This is a genomic window from Polyangium jinanense (genome assembly GCF_028435265.1).
Lineage (GTDB): Bacteria > Myxococcota_A > Polyangia > Polyangiales > Polyangiaceae > Polyangium > Polyangium jinanense.
In genome coordinates, this window is record NZ_JAGTJK010000001.1 from 317,883 (window position 1) to 340,329 (window position 22,447).

The 22,447-nt window shown below is 69.3% G+C and carries 17 protein-coding genes; 6 read left to right on the top strand and 11 right to left on the bottom strand.

All coding sequences use genetic code 11. The annotated features are described in order from the left end of the window. Positions 1-49 precede the first annotated feature (49 nt). Positions 50-1,990: an RCC1 domain-containing protein gene (locus KEG38_RS01375; protein ID WP_272417130.1), complete on the top strand. Its 1,941-nt coding sequence runs from the start codon at positions 50-52 to the stop codon at positions 1,988-1,990. Positions 1,991-2,047: 57 nt separating this feature from the next. Here the strand turns inward: KEG38_RS01375 and KEG38_RS01380 are convergent, their stop codons facing one another. The 4 genes from KEG38_RS01380 to KEG38_RS01395 are packed head-to-tail and all read right to left on the bottom strand — an operon-like array spanning position 2,048 to position 6,654. Beyond that, the gene (locus KEG38_RS01380) at positions 2,048-3,430 is read right to left on the bottom strand and encodes a hypothetical protein (RefSeq protein WP_272417131.1); all 1,383 of its coding nucleotides are present in this window, start codon (positions 3,428-3,430) and stop codon (positions 2,048-2,050) included. 11 nt (positions 3,431-3,441) lie between these two features. Continuing rightward, positions 3,442-4,188, bottom strand: a complete 747-nt coding sequence (locus KEG38_RS01385) for a hypothetical protein (RefSeq protein WP_272417132.1) — start codon at positions 4,186-4,188, stop codon at positions 3,442-3,444. Between the two features lie 28 nt (positions 4,189-4,216). Next, a complete protein-coding gene (locus KEG38_RS01390) occupies positions 4,217-5,428 on the bottom strand; it encodes a DUF1549 domain-containing protein (protein WP_272417133.1) in 1,212 nt (403 codons plus the stop codon). A gap of 23 nt (positions 5,429-5,451) precedes the next feature. Beyond that, positions 5,452-6,654 carry a hypothetical protein gene (locus KEG38_RS01395; protein ID WP_272417134.1) on the bottom strand — a complete coding sequence of 401 codons (1,203 nt, stop codon included), beginning with the start codon at positions 6,652-6,654 and terminating at the stop codon, positions 5,452-5,454. A gap of 267 nt (positions 6,655-6,921) precedes the next feature. Between KEG38_RS01395 and KEG38_RS01400 the strand changes: the two genes are divergently transcribed. Next, positions 6,922-7,674, top strand: a complete 753-nt coding sequence (locus KEG38_RS01400; protein ID WP_272417135.1) for a hypothetical protein — start codon at positions 6,922-6,924, stop codon at positions 7,672-7,674. A gap of 21 nt (positions 7,675-7,695) precedes the next feature. Here the strand turns inward: KEG38_RS01400 and KEG38_RS01405 are convergent, their stop codons facing one another. Further along, positions 7,696-8,553 carry a uroporphyrinogen-III synthase gene (locus KEG38_RS01405; RefSeq protein ID WP_272417136.1) on the bottom strand — a complete coding sequence of 286 codons (858 nt, stop codon included), beginning with the start codon at positions 8,551-8,553 and terminating at the stop codon, positions 7,696-7,698. A gap of 83 nt (positions 8,554-8,636) precedes the next feature. On the opposite strand from KEG38_RS01405, the gene KEG38_RS01410 reads away from it, so the two are divergent. Next, the gene (locus tag KEG38_RS01410) at positions 8,637-8,912 is read left to right on the top strand and encodes a hypothetical protein (RefSeq protein WP_272417137.1); all 276 of its coding nucleotides are present in this window, start codon (positions 8,637-8,639) and stop codon (positions 8,910-8,912) included. Here the strand turns inward: KEG38_RS01410 and KEG38_RS01415 are convergent. From KEG38_RS01415 to KEG38_RS01430, 4 genes are all read right to left on the bottom strand, one after another. After that, positions 8,909-9,397 carry a tellurite resistance TerB family protein gene (locus KEG38_RS01415; protein ID WP_272417138.1) on the bottom strand — a complete coding sequence of 163 codons (489 nt, stop codon included), beginning with the start codon at positions 9,395-9,397 and terminating at the stop codon, positions 8,909-8,911. The genes KEG38_RS01410 and KEG38_RS01415 overlap by 4 nt on opposite strands. 34 nt (positions 9,398-9,431) lie before the next feature. Beyond that, the gene (locus tag KEG38_RS01420; RefSeq protein WP_272417139.1) at positions 9,432-12,581 is read right to left on the bottom strand and encodes an MXAN_5808 family serine peptidase; all 3,150 of its coding nucleotides are present in this window, start codon (positions 12,579-12,581) and stop codon (positions 9,432-9,434) included. Positions 12,582-12,677: 96 nt separating this feature from the next. After that, positions 12,678-12,881, bottom strand: coding sequence for a twin-arginine translocase TatA/TatE family subunit (gene tatA / locus KEG38_RS01425; RefSeq protein WP_272417140.1), 204 nt, complete (start codon positions 12,879-12,881; stop codon positions 12,678-12,680). A gap of 149 nt (positions 12,882-13,030) precedes the next feature. Then, positions 13,031-14,053, bottom strand: a complete 1,023-nt coding sequence (locus KEG38_RS01430; protein ID WP_272417141.1) for a hypothetical protein — start codon at positions 14,051-14,053, stop codon at positions 13,031-13,033. A 72-nt stretch (positions 14,054-14,125) separates the two neighbouring features. Here KEG38_RS01430 and KEG38_RS01435 point away from each other — a divergent pair, with 72 nt between their 5' ends. Then, positions 14,126-15,409, top strand: coding sequence for an adenylosuccinate synthase (locus KEG38_RS01435; protein ID WP_272417142.1), 1,284 nt, complete (start codon positions 14,126-14,128; stop codon positions 15,407-15,409). Positions 15,410-15,412: 3 nt separating this feature from the next. Here KEG38_RS01435 and KEG38_RS01440 read toward each other — a convergent pair whose 3' ends face one another. Beyond that, on the bottom strand, positions 15,413-16,462 hold the full coding sequence (locus KEG38_RS01440) for an NAD(P)-dependent alcohol dehydrogenase (protein WP_272417143.1): 1,050 nt from the start codon (positions 16,460-16,462) through the stop codon (positions 15,413-15,415). Between the two features lie 51 nt (positions 16,463-16,513). Next, positions 16,514-20,215 carry a serine/threonine-protein kinase gene (locus KEG38_RS01445; RefSeq protein ID WP_272417718.1) on the bottom strand — a complete coding sequence of 1,234 codons (3,702 nt, stop codon included), beginning with the start codon at positions 20,213-20,215 and terminating at the stop codon, positions 16,514-16,516. A gap of 166 nt (positions 20,216-20,381) precedes the next feature. Between KEG38_RS01445 and KEG38_RS01450 the strand changes: the two genes are divergently transcribed. Both KEG38_RS01450 and KEG38_RS01455 read left to right on the top strand, forming a co-directional pair. Continuing rightward, positions 20,382-21,383 (top strand): tetratricopeptide repeat protein, encoded by a 1,002-nt coding sequence (locus KEG38_RS01450; RefSeq protein ID WP_272417144.1) that lies wholly within the window; start codon positions 20,382-20,384, stop codon positions 21,381-21,383. Continuing rightward, positions 21,380-22,405 carry a tetratricopeptide repeat protein gene (locus KEG38_RS01455; protein WP_272417145.1) on the top strand — a complete coding sequence of 342 codons (1,026 nt, stop codon included), beginning with the start codon at positions 21,380-21,382 and terminating at the stop codon, positions 22,403-22,405. The genes KEG38_RS01450 and KEG38_RS01455 overlap by 4 nt, the downstream gene beginning before the upstream one ends. The last annotated feature ends 42 nt before the right edge of the window (positions 22,406-22,447 follow it).

Consider the following 22,447-nt stretch of genomic DNA (forward strand, 5'->3'; position numbering starts at 1 on the left):
CATCCTCCGCGGTGTATCGTGTCGTCTCATGACGCGGTATCGCCTTCCGTTGTTCGCGCTGATCGCCCTCGTCGCGGTGGGCTGCGGACAAGCGAGCCAAAAGCCCGCGCGCGCGGCGGGGGCGGCCGGGGAGCCCATCGTCGCCCCTCCGGCGGCCCCGCGCCTGCGCGCGCTGGCGGCCGGCGAGCAGCATTTCTGCGCGCTGCGCGGCGACGGGCGGGTCCTCTGCTGGGGCAATAACGAGGATTTTCAGGCGGGCGACGTCGACGATCAGGCGATCGGCACCCCACGGCTGGTCGAGGGGATCGCGGGCGCGACCCGTATTGCCGCGGGCGGTCGAGCGACGTGCGCGGTCCTCGGCGACGGGTCCCTCACCTGCTGGGGGAATGGGCTCTGGAGGGCGCCGCGCGTGGTGCCGCTGCCTGGCAAAGCGCGCGACGTGGCGCTCGGGGGCGACACGATCGTCGTCGAGGTCGAGGCGGGCCCCGGAAACAGCACGCTTTTCGGCGGCACGCTGGGCAGAGTCGAAAAACTCGTCCCCTTCCGTGATGGCAATCGGCCCCGCGCCATCAAGAGCATTTTCGTTTGTGGACAAACCCTCCCGGCCCCGGGGGCGCCGGTTTGCCGGAGCAGCATCGAGACGATCCCCGCGCCCGCGGGCGCGACCGCGATCGACGACGACGGTTGCTTCATCGGCCCGAAAGGGCGCGCGTGCCCCGTCGAGGACAAACTCCACCTCGACGGTTTCAGCGACGCGCCCCCGGCATGGCGACGGCATTTCGAGACCCGGCCGCCGCTCTTCGCCGTGGCTCATTTCTTTGGCAGTGATGTCGGCTGTGGAGGTTATCCCGACGGTCGGATCGAGTGTCACGGAATCGGCGATCGAGGGCAGTTCGGCGATGGTCGTTTCGGCGAGCCCAGCCCGCCCGCGCCGGTCGCCGGCCTCGCCGACGTGGCGCAGGTCCGGCTGAGCGCCGACGTCGACAAGAACCACCCGATTGCGTGTGCGCGGACCCGCGGCGGCGCGGTCTCTTGCTGGGTCGTCGGGGAAACGGCGCCCATTGCGTTGCCGATCCAGGACGCCCTCGACATCACCGTGAACCTCGTACGCGTGGTCGCGCTTCGTCGTGACGGGACCGTCGTCGAGATTCCGCTCGACCTCCACGAGGGAAGCAGGCTCGTCGCGGGCGCGGCGGCGCCTCTCAAGGGCCCGCTCGCGAAACGTCGTTATGCGTCCCTCGTCGATTCCGGGGTCCCCGGCGCGATCACGCCGGAGGGCCAGCTCGTCCAGACTCGCTGTCCTGGTTCAGGCAATGCGTGTGTATCGACGTACGACGTGAAATCGATCCGGGCGCGCGCGGCAGGCTGGGACATGGACCGCACGTATGCGTGCGTCCTCGACGACAAGGGCGTCATTCAATGCCGGGTGAACGACACCGAGGTGGGGATCCTCGGCGACGGTCGGGTGGTGGCGAAGGGCGCGTACGACGCGGCGAAGCGGTTCGTGATGGCCGAGGGCAGGGCCGCATTGCCGGGGCCCGCGGCGCAGGTCGCGGCGGCGGTGGCGCACGTCTGCGCGCGTTTGCAGACGGGCGAATTGCGCTGCTGGGGGGAGGATCTTTACGGCGCCCTCGGCAATGGCGGCCCGCGCCTGCCCAAGGGCGCGGCCGCAAACGAGCCTGGCCGCGTGAGCGCGACGCCCGTGGCGCCGGTCGGAATCGGAAAGGTCCTCGACGTCGCCGCCAGCACGAGCGCGACTTGCGCGCTCGACGAAGAGAATGCCGTGTGGTGCTGGGGGCAAACGAGCGTGATCCCCGCGTCTTCGAGCGGTCAAACGCCGGTGCGCCTCGACCTGCCGAAGGCCACGAGCGTGGCCATGTCGCACGCGGCGGTTTGTATCATCACGCAGAAGGGCGAGGTCGTCTGCCAGCGCGACCGCGCGCCGGGCCGCCCGAAGGATCGGAAATCGTCGTTTCGACTTCCGGAATGAGCGACGCAATCGAGAGCATGGGGGCTTTCGGGTTGTCCCGAAAACCCCCACCCGTTCTCAGACCGGATTCTCGTTCACGATGCCCTTGATGCTCGGGCCGGTGTAGAAGTCCTGCACCCGGCGCATGTCGCCCTTGGCCACCGCGAAGGCCACGGCCGCGCCCGCCGCCGCGCTCGTCGCGTTGCTCTGCTGGCCCGGCACGTTCTCGCCCGTCGTGGGATCGAAGCCGTCCGTGCTGCCGTCGGCGCGCACGCCGCCGAACCAGCCCGTCTTCGTGAAGCCATTGCCCATCACGTAGAGCCAGTTCGAGTTGTTCGGCGTCCCGTCCGGCCAGCCGCCGCGGTCGCGCGGGTTTTTCGGCGTGTCGCCGTGCACCGTCATGACGATGTTGTCGGCGAGGGTGCGCGACGTGCAGACCGGGTCCGGAATGGCGGCGAGGTCGTTCACGAACTCGTCGAACATCTTGCCGAGCTGAGCGACCGTATTGCGCAGGTTGTTCATGTCATTGAACGCCCCGTGCGGATCGTCGCGCATCGCCGGCATCATCACGCTTTGCGTCAGGCCGAGCTTGAAGGCGCGCGCTGTCGTGATGAAGGCGCGGCCAATCTCGGCGAGGCGGTTCGGCGTGCCTTGCCCGATGTTGTAGCGGGTGAGGTCGTCGGCCGTCGGCGCGAGCTGCGCGGAGAGGTTTTTCCCGAGGAAGTTCGCGCTCGTCTTGCCCACGCGGAGCTGGCGCGACCAGGTCGGGCGGCCGGCCGCCGCATTGAGGCCGACGAAGGCCTTGTAATAGGCCTCGAACAGCGCCGCGTCCTCCTCGACGGCGAGCGTCACGCGGGACGCCGCGCTGTCGAAGAGATCGACCATGCCGCCCGCGTTGTTCACCGTCGCGACCTGCGGCGCGCCCGGGGCGGCGCCGAAGTTCAACGGATTGATCGCAATGACCGGCAGGAGCGACGGGGTTTGCCTTTGAATGGCGGCCGCCGTGGCGAGCATGCTGACGCCATTGCCGAGCGTCGCGGCGGAGCCGGGCGTCGGCGTGTGCGTCTGGTTCGTCCCGGCCATGAACGCCGAGATGCGGAAGCGCTTGTCACGCTTCTTCCAGGGGCTCTCGGGCGCGTAGACGAACGGTTTGTCCGTGTCCGACGCGTCTTCGGTCTGGCCGAACGCGTGGAACGCGAAATTGTCGTTGTTCGCCTTGGCGATCTGCGTGTGGGGCCAGAGGAGCTGGAACCACGCGAATCCGCCGTCGCCGGCCACGAGGTGGACCGAGCGGTTCGTCGCGGCGCACGCGTCGTCGGCCATGGCCGTGCCGGCCGAGTCCGCGATGACGTCGAGCACCTTCGCGCGGTCGAGGGCGAGGACGGCGCCCATTGCGGTGGTCCAGCGCAGGAAGTTGCGCCGGGCATTGCCTTGGAGGTACTTGAGCTTCTCGTCGACCATGGTCTCCTCCGTCACTCGCACGAATGGGCCGCGGCCATCATCGTACCGACCGCGATTCGCTTGCCTTTTTCCACATCGGAGGCGCTCGTCACGACCTTGTTGCAGATCGCGACGTGCGAGTCGGTCGCGGGGCGACCCGTGATGCAGGCGATGGCGTCCCGATTGCACTGGTTGTTCGCGTCGAACATCTCGACCCCGACGCCGTCGACCTTGCATTGGTCGACGTTCGGCAGGTTCGCGATGATCTCGGGCGCCGCTTGCACGAAGATGTCGAAGAGCTTGGCCGCGCCGGCCGCGCTCCACACGACCGCCTCGCCGACGCGCGCGTCGTAGCTCGCCGCGCCGAGCGCGCCGCCGCCGCCCTTGAAGAGCTGGCCCGCGGTGGGCACCTGCGCCGTCCCGTCGATGTTGACGCCGAGCGAGGTGAGCACGTTCTGGAGCGCATTGTTTTGCAGCTTCTGGCACGAATGCAGGCGCGTGCGCACCTCGGGCGGGCCCTCTTCCTGGCGCTGCGCGAGGACCTCGAACGGATCCTTGAACACGCCCTCACCGAGGTCGCCCATGTGGCTGTGCGTATTGTCCTCGTCGCCCGCAAAGACGCCCGGCTGGTTCTCGAAATCCGTCGTCGGATCGTCGATGACCGGGGACGGGCGCGAAAGGTTTCCGGACGGCGGCTCTTGCACGCAGGCCGTCGCGAAGAGGCCCGCGGCGAGGGCAAAGGGTGCGCCGCGGAGGAACGTCGAGATGATGCGATTCATGGTCTCTCTCCTTTCTTTCCGCATGCGCCTAGAACTTGGTGAAGTCGTCGCTGAGCAGGATCGTGCGCAGCGTCTTCTTCAGGTTCATGCCATTCGCGAGGAAATCCTCGACGTAGGGCTTGAGCACCTCGGGCGGCACCGTCGCGAGGTCGGAGACGATGTCTTCCTTCGACATCGCGAAATTGTACATGCGCGCGACGGCGCAATCGTGGACGTCCGCGTCCGCGGCCATGGCCTGGCCGAGCGCCGGCAGGTCCGCGACGGGCTCGCCGAAGCGCCACGCCGTGGTCTCGCCGTCCTTGAGCCAATGCGAAAGCACGGTCTTTTGCGGATCGGGCACGGTCGGGGTCTCGACCTGGCTGTCGTTCATCCATTGCCCGTTCATGTTGAAGTTCGCGAAGAGCGGCGCGACGCGGTTGATCGTCACGTGGCAGTTCGCGCAGACGACCGACGACGTGTCCTGGAAATCGATCGGGGCCGTCGCCACCGATTCGAAGGGCCAGGGGCCGGTATAATCGGCGCCGTTCACCTGCTTCGGCTCGGCCGCGTATTCAGCGGGGAACTTCGTGCAGACGAAGATCTCCTGAACCCAGCGCACGCGCCGGAACGCCATGTTGCCGTAGAACTGCATCATGACGCCGGGGTTCGTGAGCACGCCGGCATGCGTGGGGACGCCGTTGTCGCAATTGCCGTCGGTGAACGTGTTCGTCGCGCCGTCGTACGTCGGGCAGGTGTTCGTGGTGGCCGTGAAGAGGTCGGTGTAGGGCTTCTCCTCGACCATCACGCGCGTCGCGAACACGGGCGCGGTGTCACGGCTCGGCTTGTTGTCCTGCGCGCCGCCGCCCTGACGCATGGTATCGCGCCACCATTTGATCATGCGCGCGGTGAAGCGCTGATCGGCGAGCATCGCGTCGATCTCGGCTTCGTATGCAGCGCGCTGGTCGGTCGCGGTCTCGACGTTTTTGATCTGCTGGAGCGTCGGGAGGTTTCGCACGAGCTTCAGCGACGCCGTGCGCAGGGCCTCCGTATAGCTCGTCACCCGGTCGTCGAGCACGGTCTTGTCCGGGATCGGGGGTGCCTCGGGATCGCCGCCGGTCGTATTTTCGCCGCCGGACGTGTTGTTGTTCCCGCCGGTGGTCGTATTGCCTCCCGTCGGCGGCTCGAGGCTACTGGGCCCCGAGCTCGAGCACGCGCCCGCCGCGAGCGCGGCGAGCAAGGTGAGCATTCTGGTCCGCTTCATGGGCCGCCTACCTTTCGTCCTCTTCATTTCTCCGCCGCGATCCAGATGGATACGCTGTCGCGGAAGTTGTTGAACGCGCCGCTCTGCCCGCCGAACTTGAACGGATGCGCGGCATTTCCGCCGGGATTCGTCGTGATGAAGATCTGGCTCGAGGCCGGATCATTGGGGTTGACGCGGTTTCTGATCTGCCCGCAGGCCTTCGCCGAGTCGTTATTGAGTCCCGACATGTCGACCGCCGCGACGGCCTGACCATTGCCACCGCCATGGCAATTCAGGCAGGCCCCGAACTGCTGCTTCGCATTGGCGTCGAACGATGCGACGTCCTTGCATCCGCCCGTGGGCCCGCCGTCGCCCGCGTCGGGCGACGCAGGCTCGTATTTCTGGATGAGCTCGAACGCGAGCGAGAGCTTCGCGTCCTTCGAATAGTTCACGAGGACGAGCGTGCCGGGGCCAAGCGCGCCGGATTCGCCGGCCTGGTAAATCGTGTCCACGTTCGAGAAGCTGTCGACCGGATCCGGATTCGGATCCTTGCCGAGCGGGTGCACGACCCAGAGCGGGTGGACGATCTTCACGCCCGTCTTCGAGGTCGGGTGCAATTCGATGTTCGTGAGCTCGAGCGTGGTCTCGGCGAGCAGATCGGCCTGGAACGTGACGGCCATTCCCTCGAACTCGGGCCCGAGCGCGCCGAGGTAGATCGCATTGAAGCCCATGATGGGCACGAACGGATCGATGTGCGGGCCCGCCTGCGGCGGCGGCTGGGTGAAATTCATCGCCTCCTGCGCAAGCCACGCCTTGACCTTCGGCAAGAGCGTGTTCTTGAGCGCCGGCGAATCGAGGTTTGTCCCGCTGTGCCCCTTGCCCGTCATTGCATACGAGAGCAAGAGGCTGTGCTCGGGGTCCGTGGCCACGACGCCCGGCCAGCTCGCGAAGGATTGATAACGATCCGGGCCGGCGAGGAAAGGCGTGTCCGCGAGCCCGGCGACGTCGTGGCAGAGGCCACAAGCGCTCATCAGGTCCGCCTCCATGGACTCGAAGAGATCCCGCCCGCTGATGATGACGGGCCCCCCATCCCCGGCGCCGCCATCCTCCGTACCGCCGCCGCCCGTGGGGGGGGGCGCGAGGCCCGAAGGCGCCTCGACACAGCCCGCAAAAGCGGCGGAAGCCGCAACCGTGAGCGCCCCGAGGCCGATGGCAATCGCTCGAAAGTATTGCTGTTTCGGTTTCATCGTCGCAAGCATGCCCATGGTTCGAGAATGGCCGAGTCGAAGACCGGCGAGAAGCCCCAAATGCTCTTGCACGCCCTGCGCCATCCGCTCAGCCTGTGTGTTTGCACCCGAGCCGTACGAACGAGGCCCTTGGGACGTCCTCGCTGCGTGGGGGTGGGTGAGCGATGCCCCAGGGTGGATCTGTGTTGAACCAGGTCCAAGGGACCAACCGGCGCCGATTTTTGGATCGCACAAAACTGGTCCCGATCCGCCCGGCGGATGTACCCGATGCGCATGAATCGGATCCTGCTCCCCGCCCTCGTATCGCTCCTCGCCATGGGCTGCGGCAAAGCCGCGGTCCGCACGCAAGCGCTCGCCCCGGAAAAGCCCGCTCCGGCCGTCACCACGCAAAAAGAGACGGTCGCAAAGGCCGAGCCCGAGGCCGCCGAGGAGCAGGCGCCCGCGGAGGGGCGTCACGAGGTTGGCGATTACGTGGTGTATCGATTCTCGGGCAGCTTCCAGAAAGCGCCCGTGACGCTCACGGAGCGCGTCGTCGCCCGCGAGAAGAATGCGCTCGTGATCGACTTCATCCTCGAAGAAGGCAAGGTGGCGACCGAGCTTCGCGTGCGCCTGAGCGACGCGCCCGAGACGCGCGGCGAGGTGCTCGGGGTGCAGCGCATCGAAAAAGGAAAGCTCGTGCCGGCCGGCGTCGACGAATACGAGGCGCTGATGGCGAAGACGATGGTCGTCGCCGACGAGAACGAGGCGGCCCTCGGCTCGGAGCACGTGGTCGCGGTGATGGGCAACGACCTCCTGCCCGCGAAGCGCACGAGCTTCCGCGTGAAGATCGGCGAAAAGAAGGCCACGCTGACCACGGTGGTCAGCGACAAATTCTCCTGGGGTGATCTCTCGGGCGAGATCACGGCCGATGACGGTTCGGTCATTTATCGCGCCGAGGTCGTGAACGTCGGCCACGTGGTCGAGACGAAGACGGGCAAGGAGCCCCAGGTCGCCCGCAGCGATTACGAAGATTACGAGTGATCGGAATGGCCGCGCCCGGCGTTACGGGCGGCCCTTTCGCGTGAGGATCTCGCCTGCGCGGTTTGCCGCCTCCTTGACGAGGTGGCCCATCTTGGAATGCTCCGGCTCGACGTCGGGGCAAAGCCCTTCCTGGCGGAGCGCCTCCGAGCAGACAGGGCCGATCGATCCAAGGAGGCCACGACCGAGCGCTTCCCGAACAGGGCCGTCGATCCCCTCCTCGGCCGCGACGAGCAGCGCATGCTCGACCTGCGCGCGGCTCGTGAAGAGGGCGATCGGGATCTCACCGGCCGCGAGTCTGTGGAGGGCGCTGCGGAGCGGCGCCGTGTCCTCGGGCAAGGCGTAACGATAGACGGAGACGGGCAGGACGAGGGCTCCACGCGCCGTGAGGCCCTCGTGGAGCGGTGCGTTCGGGACGCCGTACTCCTGCACGGCGACGCGCTTCCCCACGAGCGGGCCTCGTGCGTCGAGCGCGTCCAAAACCTCGCGGTGGCTGTTCGGCGCGGCGACCGTGACGAAGTCAGGGACGCCGAGCTCACGGAGCACGACGGCTGGCTTCGGGCCACGCGCGACGACGGTCGCACGGGCGAGCGCAGCGGCGAACGCGGAGCGATCGAGCACGGGCGAAACGGCGTCGAGGAGGCCGCGGGTGCCGACCCCGGTCATGAAGATGACGACGTCGATCGTGCCCGCGGCGAGGGCCTCGGCAAACGCGAGCGCGCCCTCGGGCGCGTCGAGACCGACCTCCCGGAGCGCAGGCGCGCGGACGGGCAGGCCGCCGTGACGCTCGACGAGCGAGGCCATCTCGGGCGCGCGCCGGCTCTCGAAGGAGACGACCAGGCGTCCGCCAAAGGAGGCAGGACCGGGAGACACGTGGGCCATCGTGCGCCCACGCGTCCCGCGCCGCCAGCGCTTCGTCGAGGGCCGAGTCTGCGCTAGACTCGGATCGAGCAAGGAAGGTGCGCATGGACGAGAGCGCAGACGGGCTGCACGGAGCCGGCGGCGACCAGGAAGAGGTCGGGGAAGCGCTCGACACGAGGAAAGCAGAGGGGCCCGATCCGGTGATCGGCGCCGGCCTCGCGCTGTTTGGCATCTTCTTGATGGGCCTCGGCGGAGCGCGCGACCTGCACTACGTGTTCAACGCGGGGATGTTCATCGCGGTCGGCGGGGCTGTGACGTTCGTCCTGTTCGTCGCCCTTACGGCGATGAAGCAACGAGCAGCGCGTAGCGCGAAGAGTTAAGCGACCTCTTCCTCGACGGCGGCGAGCTCGCTCTCGGGCACGCCGAGGTCTGCGGCGACGTGGTGCAGTTCCGCGCGCTCCACGTCCGAGAGCCTTCCATCCGCCACCGCGACCTTGGCGAGCAAACGAATGACCTCGACGCGCTCGCGGCCGTCGCAGAGGCTCTTGAGCTCGCGCACGCAGAGCGTGAGCTCCTCCTCGCGGAGCTCCGGCAGCTTGCCCTTCAAGGCGTGCGTGACGGCCTCGATCGCCTCGGGGGACAAGCCCTCGATGTGCGCGAGCAAGCTGCGGAGCGTCTGCTCTTCCCCCTCGGTGAGGCGGCCGTCCACGCCCGCGACTTTGCCGAGCAGGACGACCACCGCAGCGATGTAACGAAGGACGACGGCCTCGTCGTCAGGCAGGGCGCGGCGCAGCTCCGCGAGCAACGCATCCACGTTCGGATACGTGTCCCCTCGCTTGAGGCCGAGCCAGGCTAGAAGTCCCACGACAGACCAACGTACTCGGGGTGATTCTCGGGGGTCAATCCTCGGGGAGCGCCGCTTCGCCGAGCCACTCGGCGACCGGATCGTCCGTCTTCGGTGTCTTCAGGATCGAGCCGTCCGTCCCGTCCTTGCGAACGACGAGCGTGCGGCGCGTCGTCGTGTCCGGGTTCTCGCGCGCCACGACCGTGATGACGTTCACGCCCGGCCGGAGCGGCGCATCGAACTCGAACGTCGCCTTCTTGGGGTCGGCGCCGTCGCGGTTCGACTTGTAGTAGAGCTTGCGCGAGCCGACGAAGACGTAGAGGTCGAGCAAGCGCTCGGCGTCCGAGGCGGCGCCCGTGATCTTCACCTTGTCGTCGCGCGTGGCCATGGCCGCGGCGCTCACGTCGAGCGTGGGCGGCGCCTTCGAGTAGATGTCCTCGAAGGACGGCGTGACCGACGGCGCGCCGCTGCCCGGCGTCGTCTCGCCGACGGACACGAAGGCGAAGCGGCTCGAACCGAGGTCGACCTTGTAGAGGTCGCCCGCTTTGCCCGTGATCGCCACGGTCTCGCCGGGCCGCAGCTTGCCGAAGACGAGCCCGTTCGCGTCCGCCGTCGCGAACAGCGTCGCGCCCTGCGGCCCCGCCTTCGCCGTGCCCGAGGCCTTCGGGATCGTCATCGGGTTGCCGATGGGGATCTTCACCTTCTCGGTGGCGACCTCGCGCAGGTCGCGATCGCCGACGGACAGGCTCAGCGTGGCCTCCGTGTCTTGCAGCTCGGGCTGCACGTCGAACGTGAAGACCACCTTGCGCACGTCGCCGGGGTTCATGTTCGAGATGTCGAACCGACCCGCGCGAAGGAGCAGGCCCTCGCCCGAGAGGTTCGCGACGTTCGCCTGCGTCTCGAACGAGCGGCCTTTGCCGACGTTCTTCACGGTCAGGTACATCGAGACGCCCTCGCCGCGCTGGATGCGGCCGTCGCCGTTGCCGCTGCGGTCGTCGACGATCTGGTAGGCGTACTGGAAGAGCGGGCGCTCGAGGGCGCGGATCGTCGGGCGAATCTCGGCCGTCGGGGGCTCGAAGCCGCCCGCGGCCTCGAACTTCACCTTCACGCCGTCGGCGCGGCTCAGCGCGTCCATCGGGATCTTGCAAACGCGCTTCTGGTTCGCGAGGCGCGGCTTCGTCGTGCCGATCTTGCGGCCCTCGACCTCGCACCAGCCGAGCGGCGCCTTCGAGGTCTTGCTCTGGCCGGGCGCGATCTTGCCGAAGACGAGCTCCTTGCCGTCGAGGTAGCCGCTGTCGCTCTCGGTGGAGGCGCGCAGGCGATAGATCGGCTGCTTGCCGTTGTTCTTCACCGTGACCGAGAGGTTCATCGGCTCGCCCGCCGTGACCTCGTTGTTCGCGCGGTCGGTCTCGACCTTGACCTCGAGGTCGCTCTTCGCCGGGCCAGGTGCGCCTTCCGGTGCGTCGGACCAGTCGTAGCCGAGCTTCGAGAGCTCGGCGGCGACCTTGTCGAGCTCGTCCTTGCGCGCCTTCTCGATGTGGTCGCGCGCGGCGTCGATCTGCGCGTTGCGCGCGGCGCCGGGGGGGATGCGCTGCGCGAGATCACGCGCGAAGCGGATCGGGAAGTCGACGCGGAAGTCGTCGTCGGTCTCGCCGCCGCGCTCGCGCATCTCCTCGCGCTCGGCGCTCGTGAGCTGGTAGCGCACGACCTCGCGCGGCTTCGACCCGGCCTGGGCTTTGCCGTTCGTCAGGTGCGCCGAGAGATCACGCTCGCGCAGGCCGTCCTTCTGGATCGTGAGATCCATCTCGAGGTCGTCGACCGTCATCGGATCGAGCTCGATGTCGGGCGTCACGCCGACGCCCTGGATCGAGACATCGCCGGGCGTGAGGTACTGCGCGATCGTGAGCTTGAGCGCGGCCTTCTCCGGCGTGACGTCGGGGAAGACGAGCTGCACGCTGCCCTTGCCGAACGTCGTCGAGCCGACGATGACGGCGCGATCGTGGTTCTTCAGCGCGCCCGCGACGATCTCGCTCGCGCTCGCGGAGTTGCCGTTCACGAGGACGACGATCGGATACGTAGGCTCGGTGCCGGGGCTCTTGGCCTTCTTCTCGTCGCGGCCCTCGGAGGCGCCGACCGTGGAGACGATGACGCCGTCGGCGAGGAACTTGTCGGCGACGCGCGTGGCCTGATCGAGGAGGCCGCCGGGGTTACCGCGCAGGTCGAGCACGAGGCCCTTCAGCGAGCCCTTGTTACGCAGATCGTCGAGCGCGAGGTCGAGCTCGGTCGACGTCGTCGCCTGGAAGTTCTTGATGCGCACGTAGCCAATGCCCGAGGTCTCGAGCGGCCGCGACTCGACGGAGCGGACCTTGATGACCTCACGCACGAGCTCGTAGGGCTTCGGCGTCTGCCAGCCTTGCTCGCCGTCGCGCGTGACCCACACCGTGACCTTCGTCCCGGGGTCGCCGCGCAGGCGGCGCACGGCGTCGTCGAGCGGCATGTTGAGCGTCGACTCGTTGTTGATCTTGACGATCCGATCGTGACGCTTGATGCCCGCGCGCCCCGCCGGCGTTTCCGGCATGGGGTTGATCACGGTGAGGACCTGATCGCGGATCGAGATCACGATGCCGAGGCCGCCGAAATGGCCCGACGTGGAGAGGTTCATCTCCTTGTAGGCCTCGGGGCTCAGGAAGACCGAGTGCGGGTCGAGCGTGTGCAGCATGCCGTTGCACGCCGCGTACTCGACCTCGCGCAGATCGACCTCGGTGCCGCGCAGGTTTTTCTGGAGGAACGCGAAGACCTCGCGCAGGCGCGCCGATACGTCCCAGGGGCCTTGCACGTTGTCGATGCGGAACTTCTTCTCCGCCGTCTCGACGCGGACGGTCACCTCGTTCGGATCGTCGTTCACGACGATCACCTGGGCGACGTCACGCTGGACGTAGTTCAAGGCCGAGAGGAGCATCTCCTTCGGCTTGACCCGTCCTGGCTCGACGTACTTGTCGCGGATGAGCTTGAGCGTCTCGTTGACGGCTTCAAGCCGCGTCAGATCGTAGGGCGCTTTTGCCGTCGGGCCGCTGCCCGTGACGGCGAGCGCGGGTTCGAATCCGCGCCACAGACCGCCCGCCCCGAACTGCACCGCGAAAAACGCGGCGATGGCGAACGAAGCAAACGCGATGCCGATCTTCCCGAGACGCTCGAGGATCTTCATACGATTCCTCGAGTATAGGCGTCGGGGCGTCCGCGTCGACCACGCGCTGCGTCCCCGAACCCCCGCCGGCGAAGAAAGATCGCGGGCCGACGGCGCTCAGGACGTCGACTTTTCGCCGCCCTCTTCGTCCTTCTTCGGCAGCTGCTTCGGCGGCGGTTGGTCCTCGTCCTTGAGGCCCTTCTTGAAGTTCCGGATGCCCTCGCCGAGGCCCTTGCCAATGTCGGAGATGCGCCCGGCGCCGAACAAGAGCAGAGCGACGCCCAGGATCAGAAGGAGTTCGGTGATGTTCAATCGGCCCATGGTCGTACTCCTGCCCGGGGAAGCTCCGAGCCTCCCGCGTCCACACATCACCACCCGTACCACCCTCGGGCGCCTCCGGCAATGGACGCCAAGGCCGCACGATCGCGGGTGACGGAGACGCGGCGCGCTGGATCCGCCGTCTTCTTTCGTCATGCGCCCGGGGCGCGGCGCGACGATAGAAATCGCGCGAAGCGGGCCGCCAGGAGCGGACCGAGCAAGCCGAGCGCAGGGACGAGGCCATAAGCGAAGAGCGGGCTTTTCTCGCGTTCGAGCGCCGAAAGGACGAGGAGCGCGAGCGCCGGGCCGGACAGGCCGACGAAAAGAGCGAGCGCGCGGCCGCCGATCGAGGAAACGAGCACGGCGAGGCTCGCGAGGAGGGCGCTCGCCGCAGAGGTCGCGCCGAGGAGCACGGCGCGTACGGGGGCGCGGAGGTTCGAGGGGCGGCCGAGCGGAAGGAGGCCTCGCACCGAAGCGCGGGCGACACGGACGGTCATGGGCCCGGTCGTTTCGTTCGAGGGCAAAGCAAGGACGAGGTCGTCGGCCTCGAGGGATGCGGTGTCGGCGGAGAGCTCGATCGAGCGAGCAGCGAGCGCGGATCCGCCGAGGAGGGAAGGGGTCATGACGAGGCGCGGAGGCTCGCCGGGCAAGCAGATCCAGGTGGCCTCGGCAATCGGGACCGTCGCGGCATGCGGGGTTCGCGGATCTCGCGCGGCGCCGTCGACACATGCGGCGCGGGCGTCCGCAAGGAGGCGGGATGCAAGGCGGCCGGGCGCTTCGGCTTCGATTCCCCACGCGAGCGAGGCGAGCGCGGAAAGGACGAACGCGAGGAGCCAGACGGGAAGGGCGGACGCGACGAGCGATCGCGGCGAAGCGCCCAGGGCGAAGACGGCGCGCGCCTCGCCACGATCGACGAACCGAGCCGCCGAAAGCGCCGCGCCGAGGGAAGGGGCGAGCACGAGCGCGACTTCGAGCGAGACGGCGAGGGCAGCCCGGGCAAACGGCAAGCCGAGACGCACGGGCACGCTCGGCGCGAGGAGGAGCGGCATCGAACGGACGAGGCCCGCGAGGAGCGAAACCGAGGTGACGAGCGCGGCCACGAGCGAGCCGTCCCGGAAGGTGGGGAGCGCGAGGAGGCGGAGCCCGGGCGGGATCGGGACGATCGAGCGGCTCATGGGTGGGACGGGTGCGGGGAGTGTACTAACGTTCCGGCTCGTGACGGACCGAGCAGCACGCAAGGAGGCCGGATGTCCGCGGTCGTGATCGTCGGCGCCCAGTGGGGGGACGAGGGAAAAGGCAAGATCGTCGACCTGTACACGGAGAGCGCGGACGTGGTCGTGCGCTTCGCCGGAGGGCCAAACGCCGGGCACACGCTCGTCGTGGGCGACGACAAGATCGTCGTCCGGCTCGTGCCGAGCGGGATTCTCCGCGCACAGGCGCGATGCATCATGGCGCAAGGCATGGTCGTCGATCCGGCCGTGCTCGTGTCGGAGCTCGACGTGCTCGAAGCAAAAGGGCACGCGACGCGCGGGCGGCTGTTCGTCTCGGACCTCGCGCATCTGATCCTGCCGTACCACCGGCTCGTCGACGGGTTGCGCGAGGCGACCGCGACGGACGGGCAGAAGATCGGGACGACGAAGCGCGGGATCGGGCCGTGTTACGAGGACAAAGCGGCGCGGCGCGGGATCCGCGTCGGAGACCTCGCGGATCTCGACGGCCTCGAGCAGAAGCTCGCGCGCGCGGCGAGCGCGTGGGGTCCGGTGGTGCGTGAGCTCGGCGGCGAGATGCCGGACGTGTCCGCGATGATGTCGGAGCTCCGGCCGCTCGCGCCGCGGATCGTGCCGCTCATCGCGGACACGGCGGTGCTCGCGAACGACGCGATCCAGAAGGGCGAACGCGTGATGTTCGAGGGCGCGCAGGGCACGCTGCTCGACCTCGATCACGGGACGTACCCGTTCGTGACGTCGTCGTCCGCGGTGGCGGGCGGCGCGTGTGTGGGCGCGGGCGTAGGGCCGACGCGGATCAAGCGGGTCCTCGGGATCACGAAGGGCTACGCGACGCGCGTGGGCGAGGGGCCGTTCCCGACGGAGCTTGCGGGCGAACTCGGCGAGCGGCTGCGGGTCGCGGGAGGCGAGTTCGGCTCGGTGACGGGGCGGCCGCGGCGAACGGGCTGGCTCGATCTGCCGGCGCTTCGGTATGCGGCGCGGGTGAACGGGCTCGACGGGCTCGCCGTGACGAAGCTCGACGTGCTTTCGGGGCTCGACACGATCGAGGTGTGCGTCGCGTACGACACGCCGGAGGGACGCACGAAGGAGCTGCCGATCCGGCACGTCGGCAAGGTCGTGCCCGTGTACGAAAAGCGGCCGGGGTGGCGCGAGTCGCTTTCCCACGCGCGGACGATGGCCGAGCTGCCCCAGGCCGCGCAGGACTACGTGCGGTACCTCGAAGCCGAGATCGGCGTGCCGGTGTTTTTGGTGTCGGTGGGGCCGCGGCGGGACGAGACGATCGTCCTCAGGGACGCGTTTGGTTGAAGGTCAAACGGACACGCTCTTCATGTCGATCACGAAGCGATAACGAACGTCGCCTTTGACGGTCCGGTCGTACGCCTCGTTGATCTGCTGCATCGGGATCACCTCGACGTCGGAGGTGATCCCCTTCTCGCCGCAATAATCGAGCATCTCCTGCGTCTCGGCGATGCCGCCGATGAGCGAGCCCGCGAGCGTCTTGCGTCCCATGACGAGGCCAAACGCCGCGATGGGGAGCGGCTTCTCCGGCGCGCCCACGAGCACGATCGTGCCGTCGCGGCGGAGGAGGCCGAGCAGCGCATTGACGTCGTGCATCGCTGAGACGGTGTCGAGGATGAAGTCGAACGACCCCATCGCCTTGGCCATCGCGCTCGGATCGCTGCTCACCAGGAATTGGCTCGCGCCGAGCCGGCGCGCGTCGGCCTCTTTGCGCGCCGACGTGCTGATCACCGTGACCTCGGCGCCGAACGACGCGGCGAACTTCACGCCCATGTGCCCGAGTCCGCCGAGGCCGACGACGCCGACGCGCTGCCCCGGGCTCACCTTCCAGTGGCGCAGCGGCGAATACGTCGTGATGCCGGCGCAGAGCAGGGGCGCCGCGGCCGCGGGATCGATGCCTTCCGGCACGCGCAGCACGTAGTTCTCGTCCGTCACGATGACGTCGGAGTACCCGCCGAACGTCGGCGTTTTGCCGTCGCGCTCGACGCCGTTGTACGTGAGGACCATCCCGCCCGTGCAGAACTGCTCGGTCCCTTCCTTGCAGCTCCCACATTCGCGGCACGAATCGACGAAGCAGCCGACGCCGACCAGATCGCCCTCGCGGAACTTGGTGACGCCCTTGCCCTTCCGGGTCACGCGGCCGACGATCTCGTGGCCCGGCACCATGGGAAAGGTCGAATTGCCCCACTCGCCTCGGACCTGATGAATGTCGGAATGGCAGACCCCGCAGTAAAGGATCTGGATGACGACGTCGTGGTCGCCGGGATCACGCCGATCGAACGCGAACGGCGCGAGGCCAGACTGTGCATTTTGCGCGGCGTAGCCTTGGGCTTTGATCATCCGTCCTGCGTACACGGAAAGCAAAGGCGCGGCAACCGCAGCGCAAGGTGGTCACATCCCCGCTTCCTCCTCCAAAAGAGCGGGGACGAACCCTTCCACCGTCGCGAGCGCTTCGAGCAGCCCCGTGCGCGGCACCGTGCTTTGCAATCCAACCGATTGCGGCGCGCGCACGGTTCGACTCGGCATCACCTGCGCCGTCGACGACACGGACGTCGGGTTTTGCCCTCCGCGCGTCGTCAAGAGCCGCGACGGCGAGACCTGCTGCGCCGGCAAACTCCATTCGCCCGAGGCGCGGCTGCGCGCTTGTTTGCTCCGCCAGTAATCGCGCGGGCGCATGCCGGCCGCGCGCGCGTCGAGGTCGGGGATTCGCGGCCAGAAGCCGCCGTTCGCCGTGCCGAGCGATTGCGCGAGCGCCTCGTGCCGGGCCCGCACGTTCGCCGCGTCCTCGCCGAGCCGCACCTCGGCGAGTGACTCCGCGAATCGCTCGAGCGCGCCGAGCAGGAGCGCGCGCTGGCCCGCGACGATGAGGCGCGACGTGGCCTCTTCGCCGAGCCGACGAACCTCCCGCGGATCGCCGCGCCGGAGCGCGGTGACGTGCATGCGGCCGAGGAGACCGAGGCAGGCGGCCCGCTCGTCGCCGTTCGGGCCCGTGCCCTGCTCGATGGCGCGCTCGTACGAGAGGAGCGCGTCGGCGAGGTGGCCCTCGACGAGGTGCACGTCGCCGAGAAACGCCTGCCCGAGGGCGCGGCCGAGGTTCGTGCCCACGATGCGCGCGAGGTTCAGCGCGTTCGTGACGAGCATGCGGGCGCGGTGCAGGTGGCCGACGTGGAACTGGTGACGGCCCGCGTAGAGCGTGCCCAGGTAGAGGTAGTGGCCGCCGAGCTTGTGCTCCTCGGCGTACGCGAGGAGCTGCGCTGTCGAGCTCACGCCGAGATCCCAGTCGTACCGCGCCTCCGCGAGGAGCGCGCACGCATGCCACGCGCCGAGCAGACGTGCAGGATCGGCGAGCTGCTCGGCGAGGTGGGCGGCGGCCTGGATCTCGCGCTCGGCGCCGTCGAGATCGCCGGTCGAGCCGAGGGCCACGCCGTAGAGGCTCCGCGCGTGGCAGAGCTCGACGAGGTCACCTTCGCGCTCGGCGAGCGAAGAGCCCGCGGCGAGGGAGCGCGCGGCCTCCTCGACGAAGCCGCGGGCGAGATCGACGCGGCCAAGGACGTTCGTCGCGGCGGTCCTGTGCCGTTCGAGGGAGGGATCCTTTCCCGCCGTGGCGATCGATTGCTCGGCGTGGCGGCGCGCCTCCGTGAGCTCGCCGCGCACCTCGTGCACGCGGGCGCGCGCGGCGCCGAGCATGGCCGAGGCCGCGGGCGTGTCTGCGGTGCATCGCTCGACGAGCTTGTGCAGCTCCTCCGTGCCACCGAGCAACCAGCGCATGCGCACGAGCTCGGCGGTGGCGACGAGCTGGATGCGACGCTGCTCCGGGGAGGCGGGGAGCGTGGCGACGAGCTCGATCGCGCGGTGGAGCTTCTGGCCGGCGCCGGGATCGTTTCCGGGGCTCGCGAGGACCGCCGTGAGGTATGCGTCCGCCGCCTTCTGCTTCTCGCCGGCACGCTCGAGGTGGCGCGCGAGCGTGTCGGGATCGGCGCCGCGTCGTTCGAGCTGGCGGGCGATGCGCAGGTGGTGCTCGCGTAGATCGGCGCGCACCGCGCGTCGTTCGAGCTGTTCGAGCACGACGTCGTGCACGAACGTGGTGGACGTCCGCTCGTCGACCAGGAGGCAACGGTTTTCGGCCTCCTCGAGGGCGCGATCGATGCGCTCGATCGAGAAGAGCCCGAGCGCGCGCAGGTCCGAGCGCAGGAAGTGACGGCCGAGGAGCGCGGCCACGCCGAGCACTTCGCGCGCCTCGGGCGAGAGGCTGTCGACGCCGCGGCGGAGCGCTTCGGTGATCGTGGCCGGGGCGCGGTAATCGGCGAGGTTGCGCGAGCCGAGGGACAACGTGCCGAACGTGGTTCGACTGACGAACCCCTCGACTTCGAGGTTCCGGATCACCTGGATCCCGAAGAGCGGGTTTCCCGCGGCGAGCAGCGGCACGTGCCGTTCGAGCTCGCGCAGGATCGACTCGTCTCCGCCGCGCGCGAGCTCGGCGAGCAGCCGCCCGTTCTCCTCGCGATCGAGCGGACCGAGATCCATGAGCGCCGCGCCGCGCCAGGCCACGCGCAGCGGGGGTCGCGTCGTGCCCAGCAAAAACACCTTCGCGAGGCCGAGCGTCCCCGAGAGGAGCTCCAGCACGGCGAGCGTCGCCTCGTCGCCCCAGTGCATGTCCTCGATGGCGACGAGTACGGGCAGGTCGGCCGCGATGCGCGTGACGAGCCTGCGCACGAGCTCGGCCACCCGCCTGGCCGATGACGGCCGGAGCAACGTTCGCCGCGCGTCGGCGTCGCCGAGGCCGCGGCCGAGCTCGGGGACGAGCGCCGTGAGCAGCTCCGCGTCCTCTTCGTTCGCCGCGTCGATCGCGGCCTGCACGAGCGCGCCCGTCATGCTCTTGCGCCGCGTGGCCGTGGCGACGCGGCTCAGCGCCTCGCGCAGCGGCGAGTACGGCACGAGCGCGCTGAGCTCGCGGCAGCGCGCGTAGATCACTACCGCCGCGCCGTCCTGCTCGACGACGTTCAAGAGCTCCGAGACGAGCCGGCTCTTGCCGATCCCCGCGTCCCCCACGATCACCACGGGCGACGCCGTGCGGGACGTCGTGCCGAGCACGCGCGAGGCGAGCAGCGACAGCTCGCTCTCGCGCCCCACGAACGGCGCCTCCTCGGTGTTGTGCCGCGGCGGTAGCGACGTCATCCGCCCGCTCTGCGGCACCCGCGGAGTCTGCGGCCCGCGCTCTCCGTCCGGCTCCTCGCCGCGCAGCGTGTCGTAGTAGACCTCCTTCAGCCGCGCGCAGAGCTGCGCCGCGCTCCCCGGCCGCTGCGATGGATCCTGCGCGAGCAGCTCGTCGATCAGCGCCGCGATCGCGGGCGGCACGCTCGGGGCCACGTCGCGCAGCGGCACCATCTCGCCGACGGTCCGGTTCATCATGATCGTCCGCTGCCCGCGGCCTTCGAACGGCAATTTCCCCGAGACGAGCTCGTAGAGGATCGTCCCGAGCGCGTAGAGATCCATGCGTGGATCGGGCCGCGCGCGTCCGCTGCGCAGGCACTCCGGCGCCATGTAGCCCACGGTCCCCGCGGTCACGCGTGTATCGTCCGGCTGCCAGCTCGACGTGAGCGTGGCGAGCCCGAAATCGAGCACTTTGACCCGTGGCTCGTGCGGATCGACGATCACGATGTTGCTCGGCTTGAGGTCGAGGTGCAGCACGCCGCGCGCGTGGCAGTGCGCGAGCGCCTCGGCCACCTTGCGCATGAGCCGCACCGCATCGAGCGTATCGAGCGCACCGACGCGCTCGAGGTAGGTGTCGAGCGTCTCGCCGGCCGCGATCTCCATCGCGAGGTAAAACCCCACGCCCTCGACGAACCCGTAGCCGTAGAGCTGGATCAGCGAGGGATGATCGAGCTTGAGCAGCGCCTCGATCTCGTTCTGCTGGCTGATGAGCCGCTCGGCCGTGAGCTCGGCCGCCGTCGTCTTGAAGACCTTCAGCGCGGCGAGGACCCCGGCGTCGCTTCGCGCGCGGAACACGGCTCCGAACCCACCTTCGCCGAGGAGATCCTCGATGGTGTAGTCCCCGACCCGTGCCCCTCGCTCGAGCCAGCGGTCGCCCTCCATCACATCGAACCCTTCGAGGTCGTTCTTTCTGCTTCTACAGACTGCCGGAGGCGAAGCCCGAAAGATACGGCCAAGACGCGACGAATGCGTGCGCTCTCTCCGTCCGTGCTCGCCCTCGCGCGGACCGCGTGATGCGCGCCACGCGGCGGGTCGGTATACTGCGCCCGTGATCCCGAGCGTCTTCCTCGCCTCGATCGTCCTCGCGTCTCCGACGCCTCCATCGAGCGGACAAGGCGCGAGCCTCGTCGCCGCCGCGGCCGCGTCGGGGCGTCCGCAGGAGTGCGCTTCGACCGTCCGGCGTGGATTGTCCCGACGTCCCACGGTCTGGGAGCTCGCGCGCGCCCCGGAGCTCGGCCGGTATTGCGACCTCGTCGCGCGCGCCAAGGCACTGCTCGGCTCGGACCCAGCCGCCGCGAAGAGCGCCGCCGAGAACGCCGAAAAGGTGCTGCCCGGGTACGCCGCACCGCGTGTGCTCCTCGCTCGCTCGGCCCTCGCGCTCGGCAAGATCGACGACGCCGCGCGCGAGTTCGAGGCCGCGCGCGGAAAGGATCCGCGCAGCGTCGAGGACCCGCCCACGATGCACGACCTCGCCGAGGTCCTTCGCCGCACGGGCAAACTCGAGGACGCGCTCGCCGTCTACCGCGCGCTCGTGCCGCGCATCGACCTGCTCGGCTCGCCCGATCGCCGCGTCGCCGTGCTGCTCGAAGCCGCGCACGTCTCCATGGCCGTCGCGGCCTCGCGCGCGGCGAGCGGCGCCGCGCCTGCCGAAGCGCCGGTCGCCGAGCCGAAGCGCGCGCCGCTCGACGAGGCCGCGGCGTACCTGCGTGAAGCGCGGCAACGCCCGCCGAGCGCGCTCTCCGGGGACGTGCTCCTCTCGCTCGTGCTCGTCCTCGATCGCAACGGCGATCGCGTGCAGGCCGACGCGGCGCTCGCCGATGCGCGCGCCTCGGGCGTTCGCCTGCGCGCGGGCGGCCCGAGTTACCTCGCGGCGACCGAGGACAAGTCTTGCCTCGAAGCGCTCGCGGCCGAGGGCGCGGCCGCCGTGAAACTCTGGGAGACGTACCTCGCCGGCCCTGGCGGAAAGACCCCGTGGGCGGCCTCCGCGCGGGCGCGGCTCGAAGCCGCGAAGAAGGCGCCGCGTCCCGCCGGCGCGAAGGGAGGCCCGTGAAACGAAGGTTTTTTGTTGCCGCTTTCGTCGCGGCCGCGCTCCTCTCCGTGCCCCTCGCGGGCGAGGCGCTCGCCGAGCCTTCCGTGTGGCTCAAGGCGCGTGATCCTGTCGCCGCGTCGCGTGCCACGCTCCTCGAAGAGGCCGATCAGTTCCTCCTCAAGCACGACCTCGCGCAGAGCGAGTCCATCTTCGACGCGACCCCCGCCGTCGACCTCCTGCGCATGCGGGACGTCTACCTGCTCGAAGCGCTCAAGCGCCTCGAACAAGCCGGCGGCGCGGAGAGCCCCGATCCGCGCGTGCGTTTGCGCATGGGCCACGTGCTGCGCCGGCTCGGTCAGGACCGCAAGCCGCTGAACCCGGGCCGCATCGAGGAGGCGATCCGCGTGCTCCTCACCGTCGCGCACGGCAGCGCGCCGCAAGCGATCACGACCTCCGCGTGGAACGAGCTCGCGATTGCGTACGCCGTCCTCGGCAAGCGCGATCAAGAGGTCCACGCGTACGGCCAGGCGCTCGCGCACGAGCCACTCGGCCATCACCGCGCCGTCCTCTTCGCCAACCGCGCCGAGTCGTACATGGGCATGGGCCGCCTCGATGACGCGATTCAGGGCTACCGCGAGGCGCTCCGCTCGCTCTTGCCGATCGAGATGTTCCAGTACGGCGTCACCGCCCTCTGGGGCCTCGCCGTCGCCACCGATCGCGACGGCGACCTCGACGGCGCGCTCGCCTCGATCGCGCTCGCCCGCGCCTACGACCGCGACGATCGCAAGATCCACGAGCCGAGCTGGTTCTTCTCACCGCCGCACGACGAGGCCTGGTACGAGGCGCTCGGCGCGTGGAGCGCGGCGCGCAGCACGGACCTCGGCGCGGTGCGTGCCGAGGCGTACACGCGGGCCATCGAGGCCTGGGAGGCGTACCTCGAACGTGCGCCCGACGACGATCGCTGGATCCCGCTCGGCCGCGTGCGCCTCGAAGCTTGCAAGAAAGAGCGGGAGCGCGTCCTTCAGGCCGCGCGAAGGCGCTGACATCGCACAGACCTCTTTACGGTGACCCAAGGACGCTCCACG